Here is an 18197-nt window from a genome sequence, read left to right as displayed (position 1 = left end):
GTCGCGGGGCAAGCCCGCTCCCACGAAATGCTGGGAGCGGGCTTGCCCCGCGTTCATTTATGCAGTGAGGTCCGCGCCCGGGCCAGCAGTTCCCGTGCCTTGTCCCCGAATCGTTCCAGGTGCGACGCCGGCGCGGGCTTGCTTTCGACCAGCCCCTGCTGCTTCAGCCAGTCCTTCCAGCGTACCCGCTCATCCCGCACCACCCAGCCATCCTGGCGGGCGAAACTCTCCGCCAGCCACAATCCGCGCGTGCCCGCGGGGGTCAGCTGGTCCTTCTTCAAGGTGTACAGCTCGGCCACTGGCTGGCCGTCCTTGAGCGGCATCAGGTAGAGGTCCGGCCGCTTGCGATTGAGCCTGGCCACCAACTGATCGCCCTCCAGGCGCTCGTCGACATGGAACAGGCTCAGCGACTTGGCCTCCCTGGGCACCTGCAGGCGCAGGTCGTAGATCAGCTGCAACGACGCGGTGGGCAGGTGTACATAGGCGCGCGGGCGCTCCAGCAGCATCAGCTTGGCGCAATGCACCGGGCGGGCGGCACCGGACTCGGGTGAGAGCACGAACGGCAGGGCCTCGCGATAGTGCAGGGCGTCGGCATAGGGCGCTGGCAACCAGGTGTCGTTGAAGCGTCCGCCCAGCCAGCCCTCCGGGGTTTCCAGCAGGCATTCCTCGGCCACTTCCTGGATCGCCGTGTGCAGCGGCAGGTTCAGCTCGTGGGCCGGGACATAGCCGGAAATCAGCTTGAGCACCACATCGCCACGGTCCTGGCGGCGCTGGCGGACCAGTACCCAGTAGTCGCGGCCCTGCCAGTGCAGGGTCAGTCGCACCGACACGCCGAGGTTGGCAAGTTCCGCCACGAAGTGCTCGGGGTCGGCGACCTGGATGGCCTTGCGCCGCTGCAGGGTTTGGGCGAAGTTCAGCGGCATGCCGATGCTCTGGTAGGCCAGGCCTTCGGGCGTGGCCTCGACATGCAGCGGCAGGGTCTTGAAGTTGCTCGGATTCTTGCGGATCAGCGTACGCGGCACGAGGCTCCTCCTTGCGTTGGGCCCCCGCCCGGGCGGCTCAGGGCCGGCCCAGGATGCGGGCGACGGTGGCCACGTTGTGGGCCAGGTGCAGCGGGTTGATGGTGCCAACGATGGCACTGCTCACGCCCGGGTGGGCGAACAGCAACTCGAAACTGGCCTGCACCGGATCGACCCCGGGCGCCAGGCAGATATGCCCGCTGGCCAGGGCCTTCTTCACCAGGATGGCCTTGCCGTGTTCGGCAGCGTAGTCCAGCACGGGCCGCTCCGCCTGCTCGTTGAGGTTGTAGGTGACCATGGCGCAATCACCTTGCTCCAGCGCCTTCAGGCCGCCGGCGACAGTCTTGCCGGACAAACCATAGCCGAGAATCTTGCCTTCCTGCTTGAGCGCGGCGAGGGTTTCGTACACGCCCTGCTGCTCGAGGATCGCCAGGTCGTTGCCGTCGGAATGCACCAGCACCAGTTCGATGCGGTCGGTTTCCAGGCGCTGGAGGCTGCGCTCGACCGAGCGGCGGGTGTGGGCGGCGCTGAAGTCGAAGTGCGACTGGCCGGCCTCGAACTCTTCGCCGACCTTGCTGACGATCACCCACTGCTCGCGCTGACCGCGCAGCAGCGGGCCGAGGCGCTCCTCGCTGCGGCCGTAGGCTGGCGCGGTATCAATCAGGTTGATACCCAGCTCGCGGGCCTGGGCGAGCAGCAGGCGGGCGGCCTCGTCATCGGGGATAGTGAAACCGTTGGGGTATTTCACGCCCTGGTCGCGGCCAAGCTTGACCGTGCCCAGGCCCAGCGGCGATACCCGCAGGCCCGTGCTGCCCAGGGGGCGGTGATGATCGTGCAGGGTCGGCAGCGTCATGGCAGCAGTTGCTCCCAGGCCGGCAACGCCAGCGGTGGACGAGGCAGGTCGGCAAGGTCCGGCCGGCTTGCCGGGCGGATGCCGTCACGTTCGAAGCTGGCCAGTACGCGATCGGCGAAGTCCGGCGCCAGGGCGAGCTTGGTCGGCCAGCCGACCAGCAGGCGCTGCTGGTCGGCGAGGAAGGCGTTGTCCGGACGCACCAGGCCTGATTGCGCCGGTTCGGCGCGGTCGACCCGCAGGGTGGCCCAGCGCACCTGGGCCTGGTCGACCCACGGCAACAGGCTGGCGACTTCCTTTTGCGCCGCGGCGATCTGCGCGGCGGGCTCGCGGGCCACGCCATCGGCCTCGGCAATGTCGCCACCCAGGTACCACACCCATTGGCCATCGGCGGCCGGGTGGGTGGTCACGGTAATGCGCGGCTTGGGCCCGCCGCCCAGGCAGTGGGCGTACAGCGGCTTGAGATTGGGGCCCTTGGCCAGGACCATGTGCAGCGGACGGCGCTGCATGGCCGGTTGGCTCAGCCCCAGGGCGTGCAGCAGCGCTTCGGTGCCGCCGCCGGCGCTGAGGACGATGCGTTGGGCGCGGATTTCGCGGCCATCGACCACCAGCCCGGCCAGTTCATCGCCGTCGCGCAGTGGCTCGATCCGCTCGCCGGCCAGCAGGCTGTCGCCCGCCAGTTGCGCCAGGTTGGTCAGCAGGCTGGGCACGTCGATGACCAGTTCGGCCAGGCGGTAGACCTTGCCCTTGAAGGCGCGGTCCTGCAGGGCCGGCGGCAGTTGCTCGCCCTTGACCTGGTCGACCCGGCCACGCACGGCCTTGCTGGCGAAGAAACTGGTGAGGTTGCCGGCCAGGGTGCCGGGGGACCACAGGTAGTGGGCGTCGGAGAGCAGGCGGGTACCGGTCAGGTCCAGCTCGCCGTTGCCGGCCAGCGCTTCGCGCCAGCGCCGCGGCATGTCGGCGATGGCCTCGGAGGCGCCGCTGAGGGCGCCGTGCAGGGCGTATTTGGTGCCACCATGGATGATGCCTTGCGACTTGATGGTCTGCTCGCCGCCCAGGCTGGCGCGCTCCACCAGCACCGTCGAATAGCCCAGGCGGCGCAGCCGGGCATTGAGCCAGAGGCCTGCGACCCCGGCGCCGACGATCAGCACGTCAGTGGTAATGGCGGATGGCATGCGGGCACCTCGAAAACTGGGACAGGTGCGCAGTATACAGGCTGTAACCCGGGGAGAGGACCGTGGGAGCGGGCTTGCCCCGCGATACCCATGCGGCCCTATCGCGGGGCAAGCCCGCTCCCACGACCCGTTCTGTGCTCAGTGCCCGGCAGTATTGGAAAACACCTGGATCACCACCACCCCGCCGACGATCATGGCCATGCCCAGCATCGCCGGCACATCCAGCTTCTGCCCGTAGATCACCAGCGCCGCGATGCTGATCAGCACGATCCCCAGCCCCGACCAGATCGCATAGGCGATGCCCACCGGAATGCTGCGCACCACCAGGGTCAGCATCCAGAATGCCACGCCATAGCCGCAGACCATCAGCAGCAGCGGCAGCGGCGTGTTCAGCCCCTTGACCGCTTTCATGGAGGCGGTGGCGATGACTTCGGCGCAGATGGCGATGGCGAGATAGGTGTAGGCGTTCATGGTGCGGGTCCTCCGTTGCTGGATGGGCATTCTAGGGAATCCCCGGATGCGGTAAAGTCATTACCTATCTACTTTGGAGATAGGGTGGCAATGACTGAACACTGGAGTCTCGAGCAACTACGTCTGTTCGTGCGGGCCGCCGAGCTGCGGTCGTTTTCCGCCGTGGCCCGCGAGCAGCGCAAGGCCCAGTCGGCGATCAGCAGCGCCATCGCCTTGCTCGAGGCGGATCTGGGGGTGACCCTGTTTGAACGCAGCAGCGGCCGGCAGCCGCGCCTGACCGAAAGCGGCGCCGCCTTGCTGGAGGACGCCCGTGAGCTGTTGCGCCAGTGCGAGCGCCTGGATGGCCGGGCGCTGGCCTTGATGCGTGGGCAGGAGGCGTTGCTGCGGGTGGCCCAGGACGAGGCCATGCCCTACCAGCCGGTGATCGACAGCCTCGACGAGCTGGCGGCGCGCTATCCCTACCTGGAAGTGCAACTGGCCAGCGGCGCCCAGGGCGATGTGGCGCGCAAGCTGGTGGAGCGGCGCGCCGACCTGGGTTTGTTCTTCCACCACGAAAGCATCCCTGCCTCGTTGGAGCGGCGCGCCCTGGGCAGTGTCGAGATGGTCACGGTGTGTGCCATCGATCATCCGTTGGCACACCTGGCCAAGGTCAGCCGCCAGCAACTGGCCCGCCACCGCCAGTTGTTGATCACTCCGCAGCAGAGCGGCTACCCGGGCGGCGAGGCGATCAGTCCGCAGGTCTGGCGCGCCGACAGTTTCTACGCCATGGCCGAGTTGCTGATGCGTGGCCTGGGCTGGGCCTGGCTGCCCCGGCATGTGGTGCAGTACCCCACCTACCAGACGCAGATGGTCGAACTGGACAGTGAGTGGCGTCCGCCGGCGCTGGTGGCGGAGCTGGCCTGGCGGCGCGACGAGCCGCTGGGTCCGGCCGCGCAGTGGCTGGCCGAGCGCTTCGCCGTGCACCTGCGGGCGATTGGCTGACAGGCCTTTTCATCCAGTTCCTAGTAAACTCCGCCGCCATGAACAGAACCCTCTATACCCTGCTGTTTCACCTGGGCCTGCCGCTGGTCGCGCTGCGCCTGTTCCTGCGCGGGCGCAAGGCGCCTGCGTACCGTGCGCGGATCGCCGAGCGCTTCGCCTGCCAGCTACCGCCGATGCGCCAGGGCGGCATCTGGGTGCATGCGGTCTCGGTGGGCGAGAGCATCGCCGCCGCGCCGATGGTCCGGGCCCTGCTCAAGCAGTACCCGGACCTGCCGATCACGCTTACCTGCATGACCCCGACCGGCTCCGAGCGCATCCGCGCGATGTTCGAGGGTGAGCCACGGGTGCAACACTGCTACCTGCCTTACGACCTGCCGTGGGCGGCCGGGCGGTTCCTCGATCATGTGCGCCCGCGCCTGGGCATCATCATGGAAACCGAGCTGTGGCCGAACCATATCCACCAGTGCGCCAGGCGCGGCATTCCGGTGGCGCTGGCCAATGCCCGGCTGTCCGAGCGCTCGGCCCGTGGCTATGCCCGCTTCGCCGGCCTGACCCGGCCGATGCTCGAGGAGATGAGCCTGATCGCCGTGCAGACCGAAGCCGAGGCCGAGCGTTTCCTAGCGCTCGGTGCGCGCCACGAATGCGTGCAGGTAACCGGTTCGATCAAGTTCGACCTGAAGATCGACGATCAACTGCTGCCACGGGCCGGTGCATTGCGCGAGCAGTGGGCTGCCCAGCAACGTCCGGTATGGATCGCTGCCAGTACCCACGATGGCGAAGACGCGTTGATTCTCCAGGCTCATCGTGAGCTGCTGAAGGTCCACAGCGATGCGTTGCTGATCCTGGTGCCGCGCCATCCCGAGCGTTTTGTGGCGGTGCATGACCTGTGCGCCGGGCAGTTCTCCACGGTGCGCCGTTCGACCGGCGATGCGGTCACGGCGCAGACCCAGGTACTGCTGGGCGACACCATGGGTGAGCTGCTGTTCCTCTATGCCCTGGCCGACATCGCCTTCGTCGGTGGCAGCCTGGTGGCCACCGGCGGGCACAACCCGCTGGAGCCGGCGGCGCTGGCGCTGCCGGTGCTCATGGGGCCGCATGTGTTCAACTTCCTCGAGATCAGCGCGATGCTGCGCGAGGCGGGGGCGTTGCAACAGGTGGACGATGCCGAAGGGCTGGCCGGGGCGGTGCGCCGGTTGGTCGAGCTGCCGCAGGATGCGCGGCGCATGGGTGAGGCGGGCAGGGCGGTGATGCAGGCTAACCAGGGGGCGTTGCAGCGGTTGCTGGATGGGTTGGGGCGACTTCTGAGCTGATAATGATCCTTGTAGGTATCGTGGGAGCGGGCTTGCCCCGCGATAGGGCCCGACCAGACAGCATTACTGCCTGATCGGCCCCTATCGCGGGGCAAGCCCGCTCCCACGAAGCCCGTCCCTACAGGTGGTCCATGACCTTCAAGGCCGGCGTTCGAAGTTCTTCGCCGCTGCCGCCGCCAGGTCCGGAGGCAGGAAATCCTTGTCCGGGTTGTAGTCGGCCTTCAGGTAGCGTCCCAGGTCCTGCAGGTCCTGCGGGCTCAGGGTGCCGGCGGCTTGCTTCAGACGCAGGTTGTCGAGAATGTAGTCATAGCGGCTGTTGTTGTAGTCACGCACCGAGGTGTACAGCTGGCGCTGCGCGTCGAGCACATCGACGATGTTGCGGGTACCGACCTGGTAGCCGATCTCGGTGGCTTCCAGCGCGCTCTGGTTGGAGATGATCGACTGCTTGCGCGCCTGCACCTGCTCCACGTCGGTGTTCACCGCGCGGTGCAGGTTGCGGGTGTTCTCCACCACCTGGCGACGCAGGCTTTCGCGCTGCTGCTCGCTCTGGGTCAGGCGGGCGTAGGCCTCGCGCACCTGGGAGCTGGTCAGGCCGCCACTGTAGATCGGGATGTTCAGTTGCAGGCCGATGCTGGTCTGCTCCACGTCACCGCCATAGCGCACGTTCGGTTGCAGCTGAGAATTGGTGAAACCGAGGTTGTCGTTGTCGCCCTTCTGGTACTTGGCCACCGCGTCGAGGGTCGGCGCATGGCCGGCCTTGCGCTGGCGCACGGTCTCCTCGGCCGCCGCCACGGCGTGATTGGTCGCCAGCAGGTTGAGGTTCTGCCGCCCGGCGGTTTCGACCCAGGCCATGGCGTCGTTGGGCGTGGGCACCTGCACCGGCAGGGTGTGGACCACGCCCTGGATCGCCGAGTACTGGCGGTTGGTCAAGGTGATCAAGGCTTCGAAGGCATCCTGCACCTGGCGCTCGGCGATGATCCGGTTGGCCCGGGCGGTGTCGTAGCTGGCCTGGGACTGCAGCACGTCGGTCTTGTCCGAGAGACCGACGTCGAAGCGCTCGTTGGATTGGTCGAGCTGGCGCTTGAAGGCCGCTTCTTCGGCCTTGGTCGAGGCCAGGTTGTCCTGCGCACGCAGCACCGCGAAGTAGTTCTCGGCGCTCTGCAGGATCAGGTTCTGCTCGGTGGCTGACAGTTCCAGGGCGGCCTGTTCGTTGACCGACTCGGCGGCTTGTAGCTGGAACCAGCGGTCGGCGCGGAAGATCGGCTGCGCCAGGGTGGCGCTCCAGGCATTGCCGCTGCGGTTGGAGGTGACCGACGGTTCGTCGAGCTTGGTGCGGGTGCTCATCATCTCGGCGCCGGCCGAAAGGTTCGGCAGCAGGCCGGCGCGGGCCTGGGGCACCACTTCGCGGCGGGCGCCGTAATCGGCGCGGGCGGCGGCCAGGTCGGCGTTGTTGTCGACCGCTTCCTGGTAGACGCTGACCAGGTCGGTCTTCACCGTCGTGGGCGTATCCACTGCCCAGGCCACTCCGTGGGACGCACAAGACACGGCAATTGCCAGTGAGAGTTTGCGCAGCATAGGGCAATCCTTGATCAAATTTTATTTACTGTACTGTCGGGTATCGAGCGATGCGCCAGTGTAGTGCCGCGCGCCGCCATCAACAATCCGCCGTGTGTGCCATTTATCACCCCCGGATTTACCCGCTTGGCTTTGCCGGCCACTCCAGTCTAGACTGCGCATGTTCTTGTCGGGGTGCCTTGAAGCAAAGGCTGAGATCGCAGAGGTGCGGATCCCGTTGAACCTGATCAGGTTAGCGCCTGCGTAGGGAACAAGATTGCTCTCACATCCCGGGAGCCTCTTGTGCCAGGTCCGGGATCGCCACAGCTGCTTGCAGCCCACGGCACCCCATGTCCGGCACTGCACTCGTCAACACGGGTGCGTCCACGCCTTTCAGGTTCACCCCGACATTCCACCGCCTGGAAGCTGTCTGGAGAGCCTGTGATGAGCAAACAAGAAAAAACAATCAGTCTGAGCGAGTCGGCCCAAGTCGACCAACAGTCCGTGCAACCCCTGCCCAATTCGCGCAAGGTCTATGTCGAAGGCTCGCGCCCCGACATCCGCGTGCCCATGCGCGAGATCAGCCTGCACGACACCCCCACCGACTTCGGCGGCGAAAAGAACGCCCCGGTGCTGGTGTATGACACTTCCGGCCCGTACACCGACCCCAATGTCATCATCGATGTGCGCAAGGGCCTGGGCGATGTGCGCTCGGCCTGGATCGACGCCCGTGGCGACACCGAGCGCCTGGAGGGCCTGAGCTCGAACTTCGGCCAGCAGCGCCTGAACGACGCGGAGCTGGCCAAGCTGCGCTTCGCCCATGTGCGCAACCCGCGCCGCGCCAAGGCCGGCGCCAACGTCACGCAGATGCACTACGCGCGCCAGGGCATCATCACCGCCGAGATGGAATACGTCGCCATCCGCGAGAACATGAAGCTGCAGGAAGCCCGTGCCGCCGGCCTGCTGAACCAGCAGCACGCCGGCCACAGCTTCGGCGCCAGCATCCCGAAAGAGATCACCCCCGAGTTCGTCCGCGAAGAGATCGCCCGCGGCCGCGCGATCATTCCGGCCAACATCAACCACACCGAGCTGGAGCCGATGATCATCGGCCGCAACTTCCTGGTGAAGATCAACGGCAACATCGGCAACAGCGCCCTGGGTTCCTCGATCGAGGAAGAAGTGGCCAAGCTGACCTGGGGTATCCGCTGGGGCTCGGACACGGTCATGGACCTGTCCACCGGCAAGCACATTCACGAGACCCGTGAGTGGATCATCCGCAATTCGCCGGTGCCGATCGGTACCGTGCCGATCTACCAGGCCCTGGAGAAGGTCAATGGCGTGGCCGAAGACCTGACCTGGGAGCTGTTCCGCGACACCCTGATCGAACAGGCCGAGCAGGGCGTGGACTACTTCACCATCCACGCCGGCGTCCTGCTGCGCTATGTGCCGCTGACCGCCAAGCGCGTCACCGGCATCGTCAGCCGCGGCGGCTCGATCATGGCCAAGTGGTGCCTGGCGCACCATAAAGAGAACTTCCTGTACACGCACTTCGACGAGATCTGCGAGATCATGAAGGCCTACGACGTCAGCTTCTCGCTGGGCGACGGCCTGCGCCCGGGCTCGATCGCCGACGCCAACGACGCCGCCCAGTTCGGTGAGCTGGAAACCCTTGGCGAGCTGACCAAGATCGCCTGGAAGCACGATGTGCAGTGCATGATCGAAGGCCCCGGCCACGTGCCGATGCAGTTGATCAAGGAGAACATGGACAAGCAGCTCGAGTGCTGCGACGAGGCGCCGTTCTACACCCTCGGCCCGCTGACCACCGATATCGCTCCCGGCTACGACCACATCACCTCTGGCATCGGCGCGGCGATGATCGGCTGGTTCGGTTGCGCCATGCTCTGCTACGTCACGCCCAAGGAGCACCTGGGCCTGCCGAACAAGGATGACGTGAAGACCGGCATCATCACCTACAAGATCGCCGCGCACGCTGCCGACCTCGCCAAGGGCCATCCAGGCGCGCAGATTCGTGACAACGCGCTGTCCAAGGCACGCTTCGAGTTCCGCTGGGAAGACCAGTTCAACCTCGGCCTGGATCCGGACACCGCGCGGTCCTTCCACGACGAGACGCTACCCAAGGAGTCGGCCAAGGTCGCACACTTCTGCTCGATGTGCGGGCCGAAGTTCTGCTCGATGAAGATTACCCAGGAAGTGCGTGAGTACGCCGCCAAGATCGAGACCGTGGATGTGACGGTCGAGCAGGGCATGCGTGAGCAGGCCGAGCGGTTCCGCCAGGAAGGCAGTCAGTTGTACCAGAAAGTTTGACGCGTTAGCTGTGACGCAGCGTGGGAGCGGGCTTGCCCCGCGATGGCGATGTTGGATTCAACGACGCCATCGCGGGGCAAGCCCGCTCCCACGTTTCAGCTCTAATCTTCAGGTAATTGGTAAACAGCAATGACCACCCCCAGCCACTTCTCCCCCGACCACCCCGTCCCCACCCACCACCGCCAGTTCGGTGCCCGCGACCTGTTCTCGCTGTGGTTCTCCCTCGGCATCGGCCTGATGGTGCTGCAGGTCGGCGCCCTGTTGGCGCCGGGCCTGGGTCTGGCCGGCTCGATCCTGGCAATCGCCCTCGGCACGGCGGTAGGCGTGCTGCTGCTGGCCGCGGCGGGGGTGATCGGCAGTGACACCGGCCTCTCGGCCATGGCCACCCTGCGCCTGACGCTGGGTAGCCATGGCGCGCGCCTGCCGGCCTTGCTCAACCTGCTGCAACTGGTGGGCTGGGGCTCGTTCGAGATCATCGTCATGCGCGACGCCGCCAGCCTGCTGGGCACCCGCGCCTTCGGCGAGGGCAGTGGCTGGAGCAGCCCGTTGCTGTGGACCCTGTGCTTCGGCGCCCTGGCCACCCTGCTGGCGGTCAGCGGGCCGCTGGCGTTCGTGCGCAAGGTGTTGCGCAAGTGGGGCATCTGGCTGCTGCTCGGTGCTTGTATCTGGCTGACCTGGAACCTGTTCGCCAAGGCCGACCTGGCCGCTCTGTGGCAGCGCCCGGGGGATGGTTCGCTGTCCCTGGCCCTGGGCTTCGACATCGTCATCGCCATGCCGCTGTCGTGGCTGCCGCTGATCGCCGACTATTCACGCTTCGGCCAGCGGGCCAGCCGGGTATTCGGCGGTACGGCACTGGGCTTTTTCATCGGCAACGCCTGGCTGATGAGCCTGGGCGTGGCCTACACCCTGGCGTTCGCCCCAAGCGGTGAGGTGAATGCGCTGCTGCTGGCGCTGGCTGGCGCCGGGTTGGGGATTCCGCTGCTGCTGATCCTGCTGGACGAATCGGAGAACGCCTTTGCCGATATCCACTCGGCGGCCGTCTCCAGCGGGTTGCTGGTCAAGCTCAAGGTCGAGCACCTGGCCTTGGCTATCGGCGTGCTGTGCACGCTGATAGCCCTGCTGGCGCCGCTGGCCCAGTACCAGAACTTCCTGCTGCTGATCGGCTCGGTATTCGCGCCGCTGTTCGGCGTGGTGCTGGTGGACCACTTCGTGGTCCGTCGCCGTCGCCTGCCGGCGCTGGTCGAGGGCTTGCACTGGCAGGCGCTGCTGGCCTGGGCGGTGGGGGTGGCGGCCTATCACCTGATGGCTAACGCGGCGCCGGAGGTGGGAGCGACCCTGCCGGCACTGCTGCTGGCAGGGGGGCTGCATCTGCTGCTATCGCTCAGCCGCGGCCGGGAAACAGCTCGGGCCTGATCACGCCGTTGAGGCGCGGGTAGGGGATCTTCAGCTCGACGTGGCCCATGGAATAGGGCGCTATGGCGTAGACCTCGTACTTGATTACCACCGCGCCATAGGTCAGGGCGATGTGCGGCGACTGCTTGAACGGCCAGGTCTTGACGAACTCGGCGTCCTTGTCCATGCCGGTGCTGGTCAGCCAGGCGCGGTGGGACTCCTCGGCGGTCTTCCAGAAGGTCGCTTCCTGGCCGGGCACGAGCATGTCGTCCAGGGTCAGCACCTTGTCCAGCTTGCGCGAGTAGTTGATGAAGCCGCGTCCGGGCATGCCATGGGCGCCGCCGCTGTCCAGGTAGCTGGACAGCTCGACGATCACCAGCCCGTCATGCTGCTCGCGTACCTTGGCCTGCAGGTAGCTGCTGTTGCGCTTGTCGGCGCGGGCCAGGTACTGCTGTTCATAGGCTTGCAGCGAGGCCGGCGGGGTGCCGCGCTGGTTGTCCTCGGTCAGCATCAGCAGGCGCTTCTCGACGATGGCGTCGAGCTTGGGCAGGGCGGGGAAGTGCACCACGTCGATGTTGACCAGCGGGCAGTCGCTCTCGCTGCAGCCGGGCTTGACGTGTTCCCAGGCCTCGCGCTTGACCTCGAGCGGGGCGCGGTAATTGGGCGTGAACAGGCTCTGGCAGGCGCCGAGCGCCAATGCCAGGACGGCCACGGAAGTCAGTTTGACAAGCGTCATGTTGCCTCTTTCACAACGGTGATGATCGGCCTTTGACCGCCTGCGCGGCCTTCAGTTCGCCACTAAGCTAACAGAGAGCGGCGCGCCTGTCCCGGCTGCCCGAACGGTCGCCGGAAAGGGATGAAACCGGGCGGCGCGCAGAGTAGGATTGCGCGATGCGGTAAACGAGGTATCAAGGAGTTTGCATGACGGACACGTCAAATACTGTGCCCACCCAGGTCAAAATCGCCCGGCGTGAGCATCTGTTCAAGGGCTTCTACAAGCTCGACAAGCTGCACCTGCGCCACGAATTGTTCGCCGGCGGCATGAGCCGCGAGTTCACCCGCGAGCTGTTCGTGCGCCATGACGCCGTCTGTGTGCTGCCCTACGATCCGCAGCGCGATGAAGTGGTGCTGATAGAGCAGTTTCGCGTGGGGGCCATGGGCAAGGTCGGCAACCCCTGGCTGATCGAGATGGTCGCCGGGTTGATAGACAAGGATGAGCAGCCGGAGGAGGTTGCCCATCGCGAAGCCCAGGAAGAGGCCGGCCTGACCTTTTCCGCACTGTGGCCGATGACGCGCTATTTCCCCTCGCCTGGCGGCAGCGACGAGTACGTCCACCTGTTCCTGGGCCGTTGCATCAGCGAGGGCGCCGGTGGCCTGCATGGCCTGGAAGAAGAGAGCGAGGATATCCGCGTGCGCGTGTGGGCGTTCGAGGATGCCCTGCAGGCGGTGCGTGACGGGCGTATCTGCAACGCCGCCACGATCATCGGCCTGCAATGGCTGGCACTCAACCGTGACGAAGTCCGAGGTATGTGGAAGTGAACCTGCTGCGTGAGCGCTATCGGGTCGATCTGGTCGGGCTGCAGTCGGCCTGCGAGGCCAACTATGCCCGTCTGATGCGCCTGCTGCCGGACATGCGCACCACGCAGAGCTCGCGCCGTATCGGCATGACCCAGGGCGACCAGATGCTCGGCGTGCTGGTGCTCGAAGTGCTGCTCGCCTGCCCCTATACCACCACCCTCAAGGTGCGCCAGGAGCACAGCCTGCCCTGGCTGCCGGTGCCCGAGCTGGAGGTGCAGGTCTACCATGACGCACGCATGGCCGAGGTGGTCAGCGCCGAACATGCCCGCCGCCTGCGCAGCATCTACCCGTACCCCAACACGGCGATGCACCAGCCGGACGAGAAGGCTCAGCTCAACCTGTTCCTCGGTGAATGGCTGAGCCAGTTGCCTGGCCTGTGGCCACGAACTGGAAGCGGTGCGCTGAAATGTGATGCGCGTCGGTTTCGAGTACTTGCTCGAAACCGATCCGCCGCCATAATCGGTGCTGAATCCGCTCGAGGAGACGGCCGTTGCCGCAACCACACTCACTTCCGTCACCCATCCATGTGGTGCAACTGACCGACGCCCACCTGTTCGCCGATCCGGCGGGCACCTTGCTGGGCCTGAATACCCGTGACAGCCTTGAGCATGTGATCGACCAGGTGCGCCGCGAGCAGCCGCGCATCGACCTGCTGCTGTGCACGGGCGATCTGTCGCAGGATGCCAGCGTCGCCTCCTACCAGGTATTTAGCGAGTTGACCTCGAAGTTGGGAGCGCCAGCACGCTGGCTGCCGGGCAATCATGACGAGGCCCAGGTGATGCAGTCCGTGGCGCCGGAACTGGTGCAGGCGGTGACGGACATTGGCCAATGGCGCATCGTCATGCTCGATTCGGCAGTGGTGGGTGCCACCTTCGGTTTGTTGGCTGACGACCAGCTGGCGGTGCTTGACCAGGCGCTGGACGGGGCAGGCGAACGCCATTGCCTGGTGTGCTGCCACCATCAGCCGGTGGATATCGGTTGTGCGTGGATTGCACCGATCGGGTTGCGCAATGCCGATGAGTTGTTGAAGCGCTTGCGCAGTTATCCACAGGTAAAGGCGCTGCTATGGGGGCATATCCATCAGGAATGGGATGAGGTGCGCGACGACATCCGTTGCCTCGCCACGCCTTCGACCTGCATCCAGTTCGCGCCGCGCAGCGAGGATTTCAAGGTGAGCGAGGAGCAGCCGGGCTACCGCTGGTTGCGGCTGCATGCCGACGGACGGTTGGAGACCGGGGTGGAGCGGGCGTGCGATTTCGAGGTGAAGCTGGATTTCGACAGCCCGGGTTACTGAATCAGGGGACCGCTTTGCGGTCCTTTCGCGGCACAAGGCCGCTCCTACAGGGTACGCGTCTCCCTGTAGGAGCGGCCTTGTGCCGCGAAAGGGGCGCAAAGCGCCCCCAGCTGTTTGAAGAATTTGTTGCGAAAATCCCCACGCTGCGCCAATGCCCTTCGAACACGCTACACTGCGCGTCTTTGCGTCCGGGGGCAGCATGTCGGGTTCCATCCTCTATATCCATGGCTTCAACAGCTCGCCGCTGTCGAAGAAGGCGTGCCAGCTCGAGGCGCTGATGCAGCGGCTCGGGCTATCCGACCAGCTGCGCGTTCCGGCCCTGCACCACCACCCGCGCCAGGCCATTGCCCAGCTGGAGGCCGCCATCGCCGAGCTCGGCGCCCCCTTGCTGGTCGGCAGCTCCCTCGGCGGCTACTATGCCACTCACCTTGCCGAGCGCTACGGCCTCAAAGCCCTGCTGGTCAACCCGGTGGTCGGCCCGCACCGCCTGTTCGACGGCTACCTGGGCACCCAGCGCAACCTCTATACCGATGAGGCCTGGGAGCTGACCCACGACCACGTGGACGCCCTGGCCGAACTGGAAGTGCCGCCGCCGCAGGACGCCGCCCGCTATCAAGTGTGGTTGCAGACCGCCGATGAAACACTGGACTATCGCCACGCCGAGCGCTATTACCGCGCCTGTGCCCTGCGTATCCAGGCTGGCGGCGACCACAGCTACCAGGGCTTCGCCGAGCAGCTCCCGGCCCTGCTGGCCTTCGCCGGCATTGCCCGCGGGCAGTATGCGGCGCTGGATTTTTCTGTATTTTGACTTTTGCATTCACCAGACTGACGACGAGAACCCATGGCCAATCCCAGCGCTAGCGCCTATAACGCAGACGCCATCGAAGTCCTCTCGGGCCTTGATCCGGTCCGCAAGCGGCCGGGCATGTACACCGACACCAGCCGGCCCAACCACCTGGCCCAGGAAGTCATCGACAACAGCGTCGACGAAGCCCTGGCAGGCCACGCCCGCTCGGTACAGGTGATCCTGCATGCCGACCACTCGCTGGAGGTCAGCGACGATGGCCGCGGCATGCCGGTGGACATCCACCCCGAAGAGGGCGTTTCCGGCGTCGAGCTGATCCTCACCAAGCTGCACGCCGGCGGCAAGTTCTCCAACAAGAACTACCAGTTCTCCGGCGGCCTGCACGGCGTCGGCATCTCGGTGGTCAACGCCCTGTCGAGCCAGGTGCGGGTACGCGTCAAGCGCGACGGCAACGAATACCAGATGACCTTCGCCGACGGCTTCAAGGCCAGCGAGCTGGAAGTGGTCGGCACCGTCGGCAAGCGCAACACCGGCACCAGCGTGTACTTCACCCCCGATCCGAAGTACTTCGACTCGCCGAAATTCTCCATCAGCCGCCTCAAGCACGTGCTCAAGGCCAAGGCCGTGCTGTGCCCGGGGCTGTCCATCAGCTTCGAGGACAAGGGCACCGGCGAGAAGGTCGAATGGCACTACGAGGACGGCCTGCGTTCCTACCTGGTCGACTCGGTCAGCGAGTACCTGCGCCTGCCCGACGAGCCGTTCTGCGCCAGCCTGGCCGGCAACAAGGAAGCCGTGGACTGGGCCCTGCTGTGGCTGCCCGAGGGCGGCGACAGCATCCAGGAGAGCTACGTCAACCTGATCCCCACCGCGCAAGGTGGCACCCACGTCAATGGCTTGCGCCAGGGCCTGCTGGACGCCATGCGTGAATTCTGCGAGTTCCGCAACCTGTTGCCGCGCGGGGTCAAGCTGGCCCCCGAGGACGTCTGGGAACGCATCAGCTTCGTGCTGTCGATGAAGATGCAGGAGCCGCAGTTCTCCGGGCAGACCAAGGAGCGCCTGTCGTCCCGTGAGGCGGCGGCCTTCGTCTCCGGCGTGGTCAAGGACGCTTTCAGCCTGTGGCTCAATGCCAATCCCGAGCTGGGCATGCAACTGGCCGAATTGGCCATTAGCAACGCCGGCCGTCGCCTGAAAGCAAGCAAGAAGGTCGAGCGCAAGCGCATCACCCAGGGCCCGGCGCTGCCCGGCAAGCTGGCCGACTGCGCAGGCCAGGATCCGATGCGCGCCGAGCTGTTCCTGGTCGAGGGTGATTCCGCCGGCGGTTCGGCCAAGCAGGCGCGGGACAAGGAATTCCAGGCGATCCTGCCGCTGCGCGGCAAGATCCTCAACACCTGGGAAGTCGATGGCGGCGAAGTCCTGGCCAGCCAGGAGGTGCACAACATCGCCGTGGCCATCGGCGTCGACCCGGGTGCCACCGACCTTTCGCAATTGCGCTACGGCAAGGTCTGCATCCTCGCCGACGCCGACTCCGACGGCCTGCACATCGCCACCCTGCTGTGCGCGCTGTTCGTCCAGCACTTCCGTCCGCTGGTCGAGGCCGGGCACGTCTACGTGGCCATGCCGCCGCTGTACCGCATCGACCTGGGCAAGGAGATCTACTACGCCCTGGACGAAGCCGAGCGCGACGGCATCCTCGACCGGCTGGTCGCCGAGAAGAAGCGCGGCAAGCCGCAGGTCACCCGATTCAAGGGCCTGGGCGAGATGAACCCGCCGCAGCTGCGTGAGACCACCATGGACCCGAACACCCGGCGCCTGGTCCAGCTCACCCTGGACGACGTGCAGGGCACCACCGAGATCATGGACATGCTGCTGGCCAAGAAGCGTGCGGGTGACCGCAAGAACTGGCTGGAAACCAAAGGTAACCTGGCCGAGGTCCTGGTTTGATTCGTCCGTTGCTCATGGCCTGCCTGGCGCTGTTCGCCCTGCAGGCCCAGGCCGGCGACTGGCCGCAGTTCAAGCTCAGCGGCGAGCACGTGGTCGATGGCATGCGCGGCGGCAACCTGTCGGGCCTGGCCTGGTGCCGGGGGGCGTTGTGGGCGGTGTCCGACCGCGATGACGACCGCATCTACCGCCTGGACCAGGACGGTGCGGCCTGGCAGGCCCAGCCGCTGACCTTCACCCCGCCGCCGGCCCCCGATACCGGGTTGCCCTGGGGGCTGAAATCGCGCAACTGGGCAGCGTCCTACATCCGTGGCGGCGCGCTGGATTTCGAAGGCATCACCTGCGACCAGGCCGGCAACCTGTTCATCGTCAGCGAGGCCCAGGCCGCGGTGATGCAACTGCCCCTGGAAGGCGAGCCGGACTGGCTGAGAATCGACCAGGCCATGGTACGTCAGGCGCGGGCCAGCGGCATGCTGCTGCATTTCAACGCACTGTTCGAAGGGCTGGCAATCAACCCGGCGGGCGACCGCCTGTGGCTGGCCGCCGAGCGTGAGCGGCGCGGCCTGCTCTCCGTGCAGCGCCAGCAGTCGGTATGGAACTGCGGGCGCGGCTGCGTGCTGCTCAGTGAGGCCGGCGTGGAAATGCAACCGCCGCAATTCCCCGAGGCACGCCCGGTTTCCCGCGACTTCGCCGACCTGGCCTGGTTCGAGGGCAAGCTGTTCACCCTCGAGCGCAACGCCTATCGCATTTGCCGGCGCGATGCCGACAGCGGCGCCGTGGAGCGCTGCTGGTCGTTCGCCGCCGATGCGCTGGTGGAATCGCGTCGTTATTCACAGCCCTATGGCCTGGCCGAGGCGCTGGTAATCGACAAGGACGGTGCCTGGATCGGCGTGGACAACAACGACCGCCCGCGGTCGGACGGTGAAACGCGGCCGGTCGTCTGGCGCTTCGGTGCGCCGGCCGGCGGCTGGAGCGCCAAGCCATGAGCCAGCCAGCGGGCAAGCGGGCGGGCAGGGTGCTGATGATCGTCGCCTGGGCGGCGGCGATGTTCCTGGCCACGCGCTTTTTCGGCCAATGGGAGGAGCGCCAGCAGAACCCCAACGCCGTGGTGCAGAGCGAGCAGGGCGACGGCTTCGTCGAAGTGCGCCTGCTGAGCAACGGCCAGGGCCATTTCGTCGCCGACGGCGCAATCAATGGCCGGGTGGTGCATTTCATGCTCGATACCGGCGCCACTGATGTGGCGATCCCCGAAGCGATGGCCCGCGAGCTGGACCTGGCCCGCGGCGCCCCGGTGCAACTGAGTACCGCCAATGGCCGCACCGAAGGCTACCGCACCCGGCTCGACAGCCTGCAACTGGGTGACATCCACCTGCGCGACGTGCGCGCGCTGGTGGTGCCCGGCCTGGATGGCCAGGCCGTGCTGCTGGGCATGAGCGCCCTGAAACAACTTGAATTTACCCAGCGCGGCGGCACCATGCTGCTGCGCCAGAACCTGAAATGACGAG

The 18197-nt window shown here is 66.3% G+C and carries 16 protein-coding genes, 1 pseudogene and 1 riboswitch; of the genes and pseudogenes, 11 read left to right on the top strand and 6 right to left on the bottom strand.

The annotated features are described in order from the left end of the window. Positions 1-53 precede the first annotated feature (53 nt). The 4 genes from ACZ899_RS16775 to ACZ899_RS16760 form a co-directional block, all read right to left on the bottom strand. Positions 54-1022: a metal ABC transporter ATPase gene (locus tag ACZ899_RS16775; protein WP_203648214.1), complete on the bottom strand. Its 969-nt coding sequence runs from the start codon at positions 1020-1022 to the stop codon at positions 54-56. A gap of 37 nt (positions 1023-1059) precedes the next feature. After that, positions 1060-1872, bottom strand: coding sequence for an aldo/keto reductase (locus ACZ899_RS16770; RefSeq protein WP_203648213.1), 813 nt, complete (start codon positions 1870-1872; stop codon positions 1060-1062). Next, positions 1869-3044 (bottom strand): NAD(P)/FAD-dependent oxidoreductase, encoded by a 1176-nt coding sequence (locus ACZ899_RS16765; protein WP_203648212.1) that lies wholly within the window; start codon positions 3042-3044, stop codon positions 1869-1871. Before ACZ899_RS16765 ends, ACZ899_RS16770 begins: the two co-directional genes overlap by 4 nt. 138 nt (positions 3045-3182) lie before the next feature. After that, positions 3183-3515 (bottom strand): DMT family transporter, encoded by a 333-nt coding sequence (locus tag ACZ899_RS16760; protein ID WP_050707183.1) that lies wholly within the window; start codon positions 3513-3515, stop codon positions 3183-3185. A 90-nt stretch (positions 3516-3605) separates the two neighbouring features. Here ACZ899_RS16760 and ACZ899_RS16755 point away from each other — a divergent pair, with 90 nt between their 5' ends. Further along, positions 3606-4496, top strand: a complete 891-nt coding sequence (locus tag ACZ899_RS16755) for a LysR family transcriptional regulator (protein ID WP_203648210.1) — start codon at positions 3606-3608, stop codon at positions 4494-4496. A 38-nt stretch (positions 4497-4534) separates the two neighbouring features. Next, on the top strand, positions 4535-5806 hold the full coding sequence (waaA, locus tag ACZ899_RS16750) for a lipid IV(A) 3-deoxy-D-manno-octulosonic acid transferase (protein WP_234562130.1): 1272 nt from the start codon (positions 4535-4537) through the stop codon (positions 5804-5806). A gap of 138 nt (positions 5807-5944) precedes the next feature. Here waaA and ACZ899_RS16745 read toward each other — a convergent pair whose 3' ends face one another. Further along, complete coding sequence (locus ACZ899_RS16745) at positions 5945-7381, bottom strand: TolC family outer membrane protein (RefSeq protein ID WP_234562132.1); 1437 nt, start codon at positions 7379-7381, stop codon at positions 5945-5947. 160 nt (positions 7382-7541) lie between these two features. After that, positions 7542-7648: riboswitch (TPP riboswitch) on the top strand. 156 nt (positions 7649-7804) lie between these two features. On the opposite strand from ACZ899_RS16745, the gene thiC reads away from it, so the two are divergent. Together thiC and cytX are read left to right on the top strand one after the other, a co-directional pair. Next, positions 7805-9685 carry a phosphomethylpyrimidine synthase ThiC gene (thiC, locus tag ACZ899_RS16740; protein ID WP_234562136.1) on the top strand — a complete coding sequence of 627 codons (1881 nt, stop codon included), beginning with the start codon at positions 7805-7807 and terminating at the stop codon, positions 9683-9685. Positions 9686-9814: 129 nt separating this feature from the next. Next, a complete protein-coding gene (gene cytX, locus ACZ899_RS16735; RefSeq protein ID WP_234562138.1) occupies positions 9815-11098 on the top strand; it encodes a putative hydroxymethylpyrimidine transporter CytX in 1284 nt (427 codons plus the stop codon). Here the strand turns inward: cytX and ACZ899_RS16730 are convergent. Next, positions 11067-11813 carry an RsiV family protein gene (locus ACZ899_RS16730; RefSeq protein WP_234562140.1) on the bottom strand — a complete coding sequence of 249 codons (747 nt, stop codon included), beginning with the start codon at positions 11811-11813 and terminating at the stop codon, positions 11067-11069. The two genes, cytX and ACZ899_RS16730, sit on opposite strands and share 32 nt — an antisense overlap. A 185-nt stretch (positions 11814-11998) precedes the next feature. Here ACZ899_RS16730 and ACZ899_RS16725 point away from each other — a divergent pair, with 185 nt between their 5' ends. The 7 genes and pseudogenes from ACZ899_RS16725 to ACZ899_RS16695 all read left to right on the top strand — a co-directional run bounded on the left by ACZ899_RS16725 (position 11999) and on the right by ACZ899_RS16695 (position 18193). Continuing rightward, complete coding sequence (locus ACZ899_RS16725) at positions 11999-12616, top strand: NUDIX domain-containing protein (protein ID WP_234562142.1); 618 nt, start codon at positions 11999-12001, stop codon at positions 12614-12616. After that, positions 12607-13060 (top strand): annotated as a pseudogene (locus tag ACZ899_RS16720) (DUF1249 domain-containing protein). Before ACZ899_RS16725 ends, ACZ899_RS16720 begins: the two are co-directional and overlap by 10 nt. An 85-nt stretch (positions 13061-13145) precedes the next feature. Further along, positions 13146-13949 (top strand): 3',5'-cyclic-AMP phosphodiesterase, encoded by an 804-nt coding sequence (gene cpdA, locus ACZ899_RS16715; RefSeq protein ID WP_234562144.1) that lies wholly within the window; start codon positions 13146-13148, stop codon positions 13947-13949. 199 nt (positions 13950-14148) lie between these two features. Continuing rightward, the gene (locus ACZ899_RS16710; protein WP_234562146.1) at positions 14149-14757 is read left to right on the top strand and encodes a YqiA/YcfP family alpha/beta fold hydrolase; all 609 of its coding nucleotides are present in this window, start codon (positions 14149-14151) and stop codon (positions 14755-14757) included. Positions 14758-14790: 33 nt separating this feature from the next. Continuing rightward, positions 14791-16695: a DNA topoisomerase IV subunit B gene (parE, locus tag ACZ899_RS16705; protein ID WP_203648202.1), complete on the top strand. Its 1905-nt coding sequence runs from the start codon at positions 14791-14793 to the stop codon at positions 16693-16695. Continuing rightward, complete coding sequence (locus ACZ899_RS16700) at positions 16692-17678, top strand: esterase-like activity of phytase family protein (protein WP_234562148.1); 987 nt, start codon at positions 16692-16694, stop codon at positions 17676-17678. The genes parE and ACZ899_RS16700 overlap by 4 nt, the downstream gene beginning before the upstream one ends. After that, positions 17675-18193, top strand: coding sequence for a retropepsin-like aspartic protease family protein (locus ACZ899_RS16695; protein ID WP_203648201.1), 519 nt, complete (start codon positions 17675-17677; stop codon positions 18191-18193). Before ACZ899_RS16700 ends, ACZ899_RS16695 begins: the two co-directional genes overlap by 4 nt. Positions 18194-18197: the final 4 nt, after the last annotated feature.

Source organism: Pseudomonas sp. TE31087, from assembly GCF_057284075.1.
The sequence above is the reverse complement of the archived record's forward strand: the minus strand, read 5'-3'. Positions and strand labels throughout refer to the sequence as shown.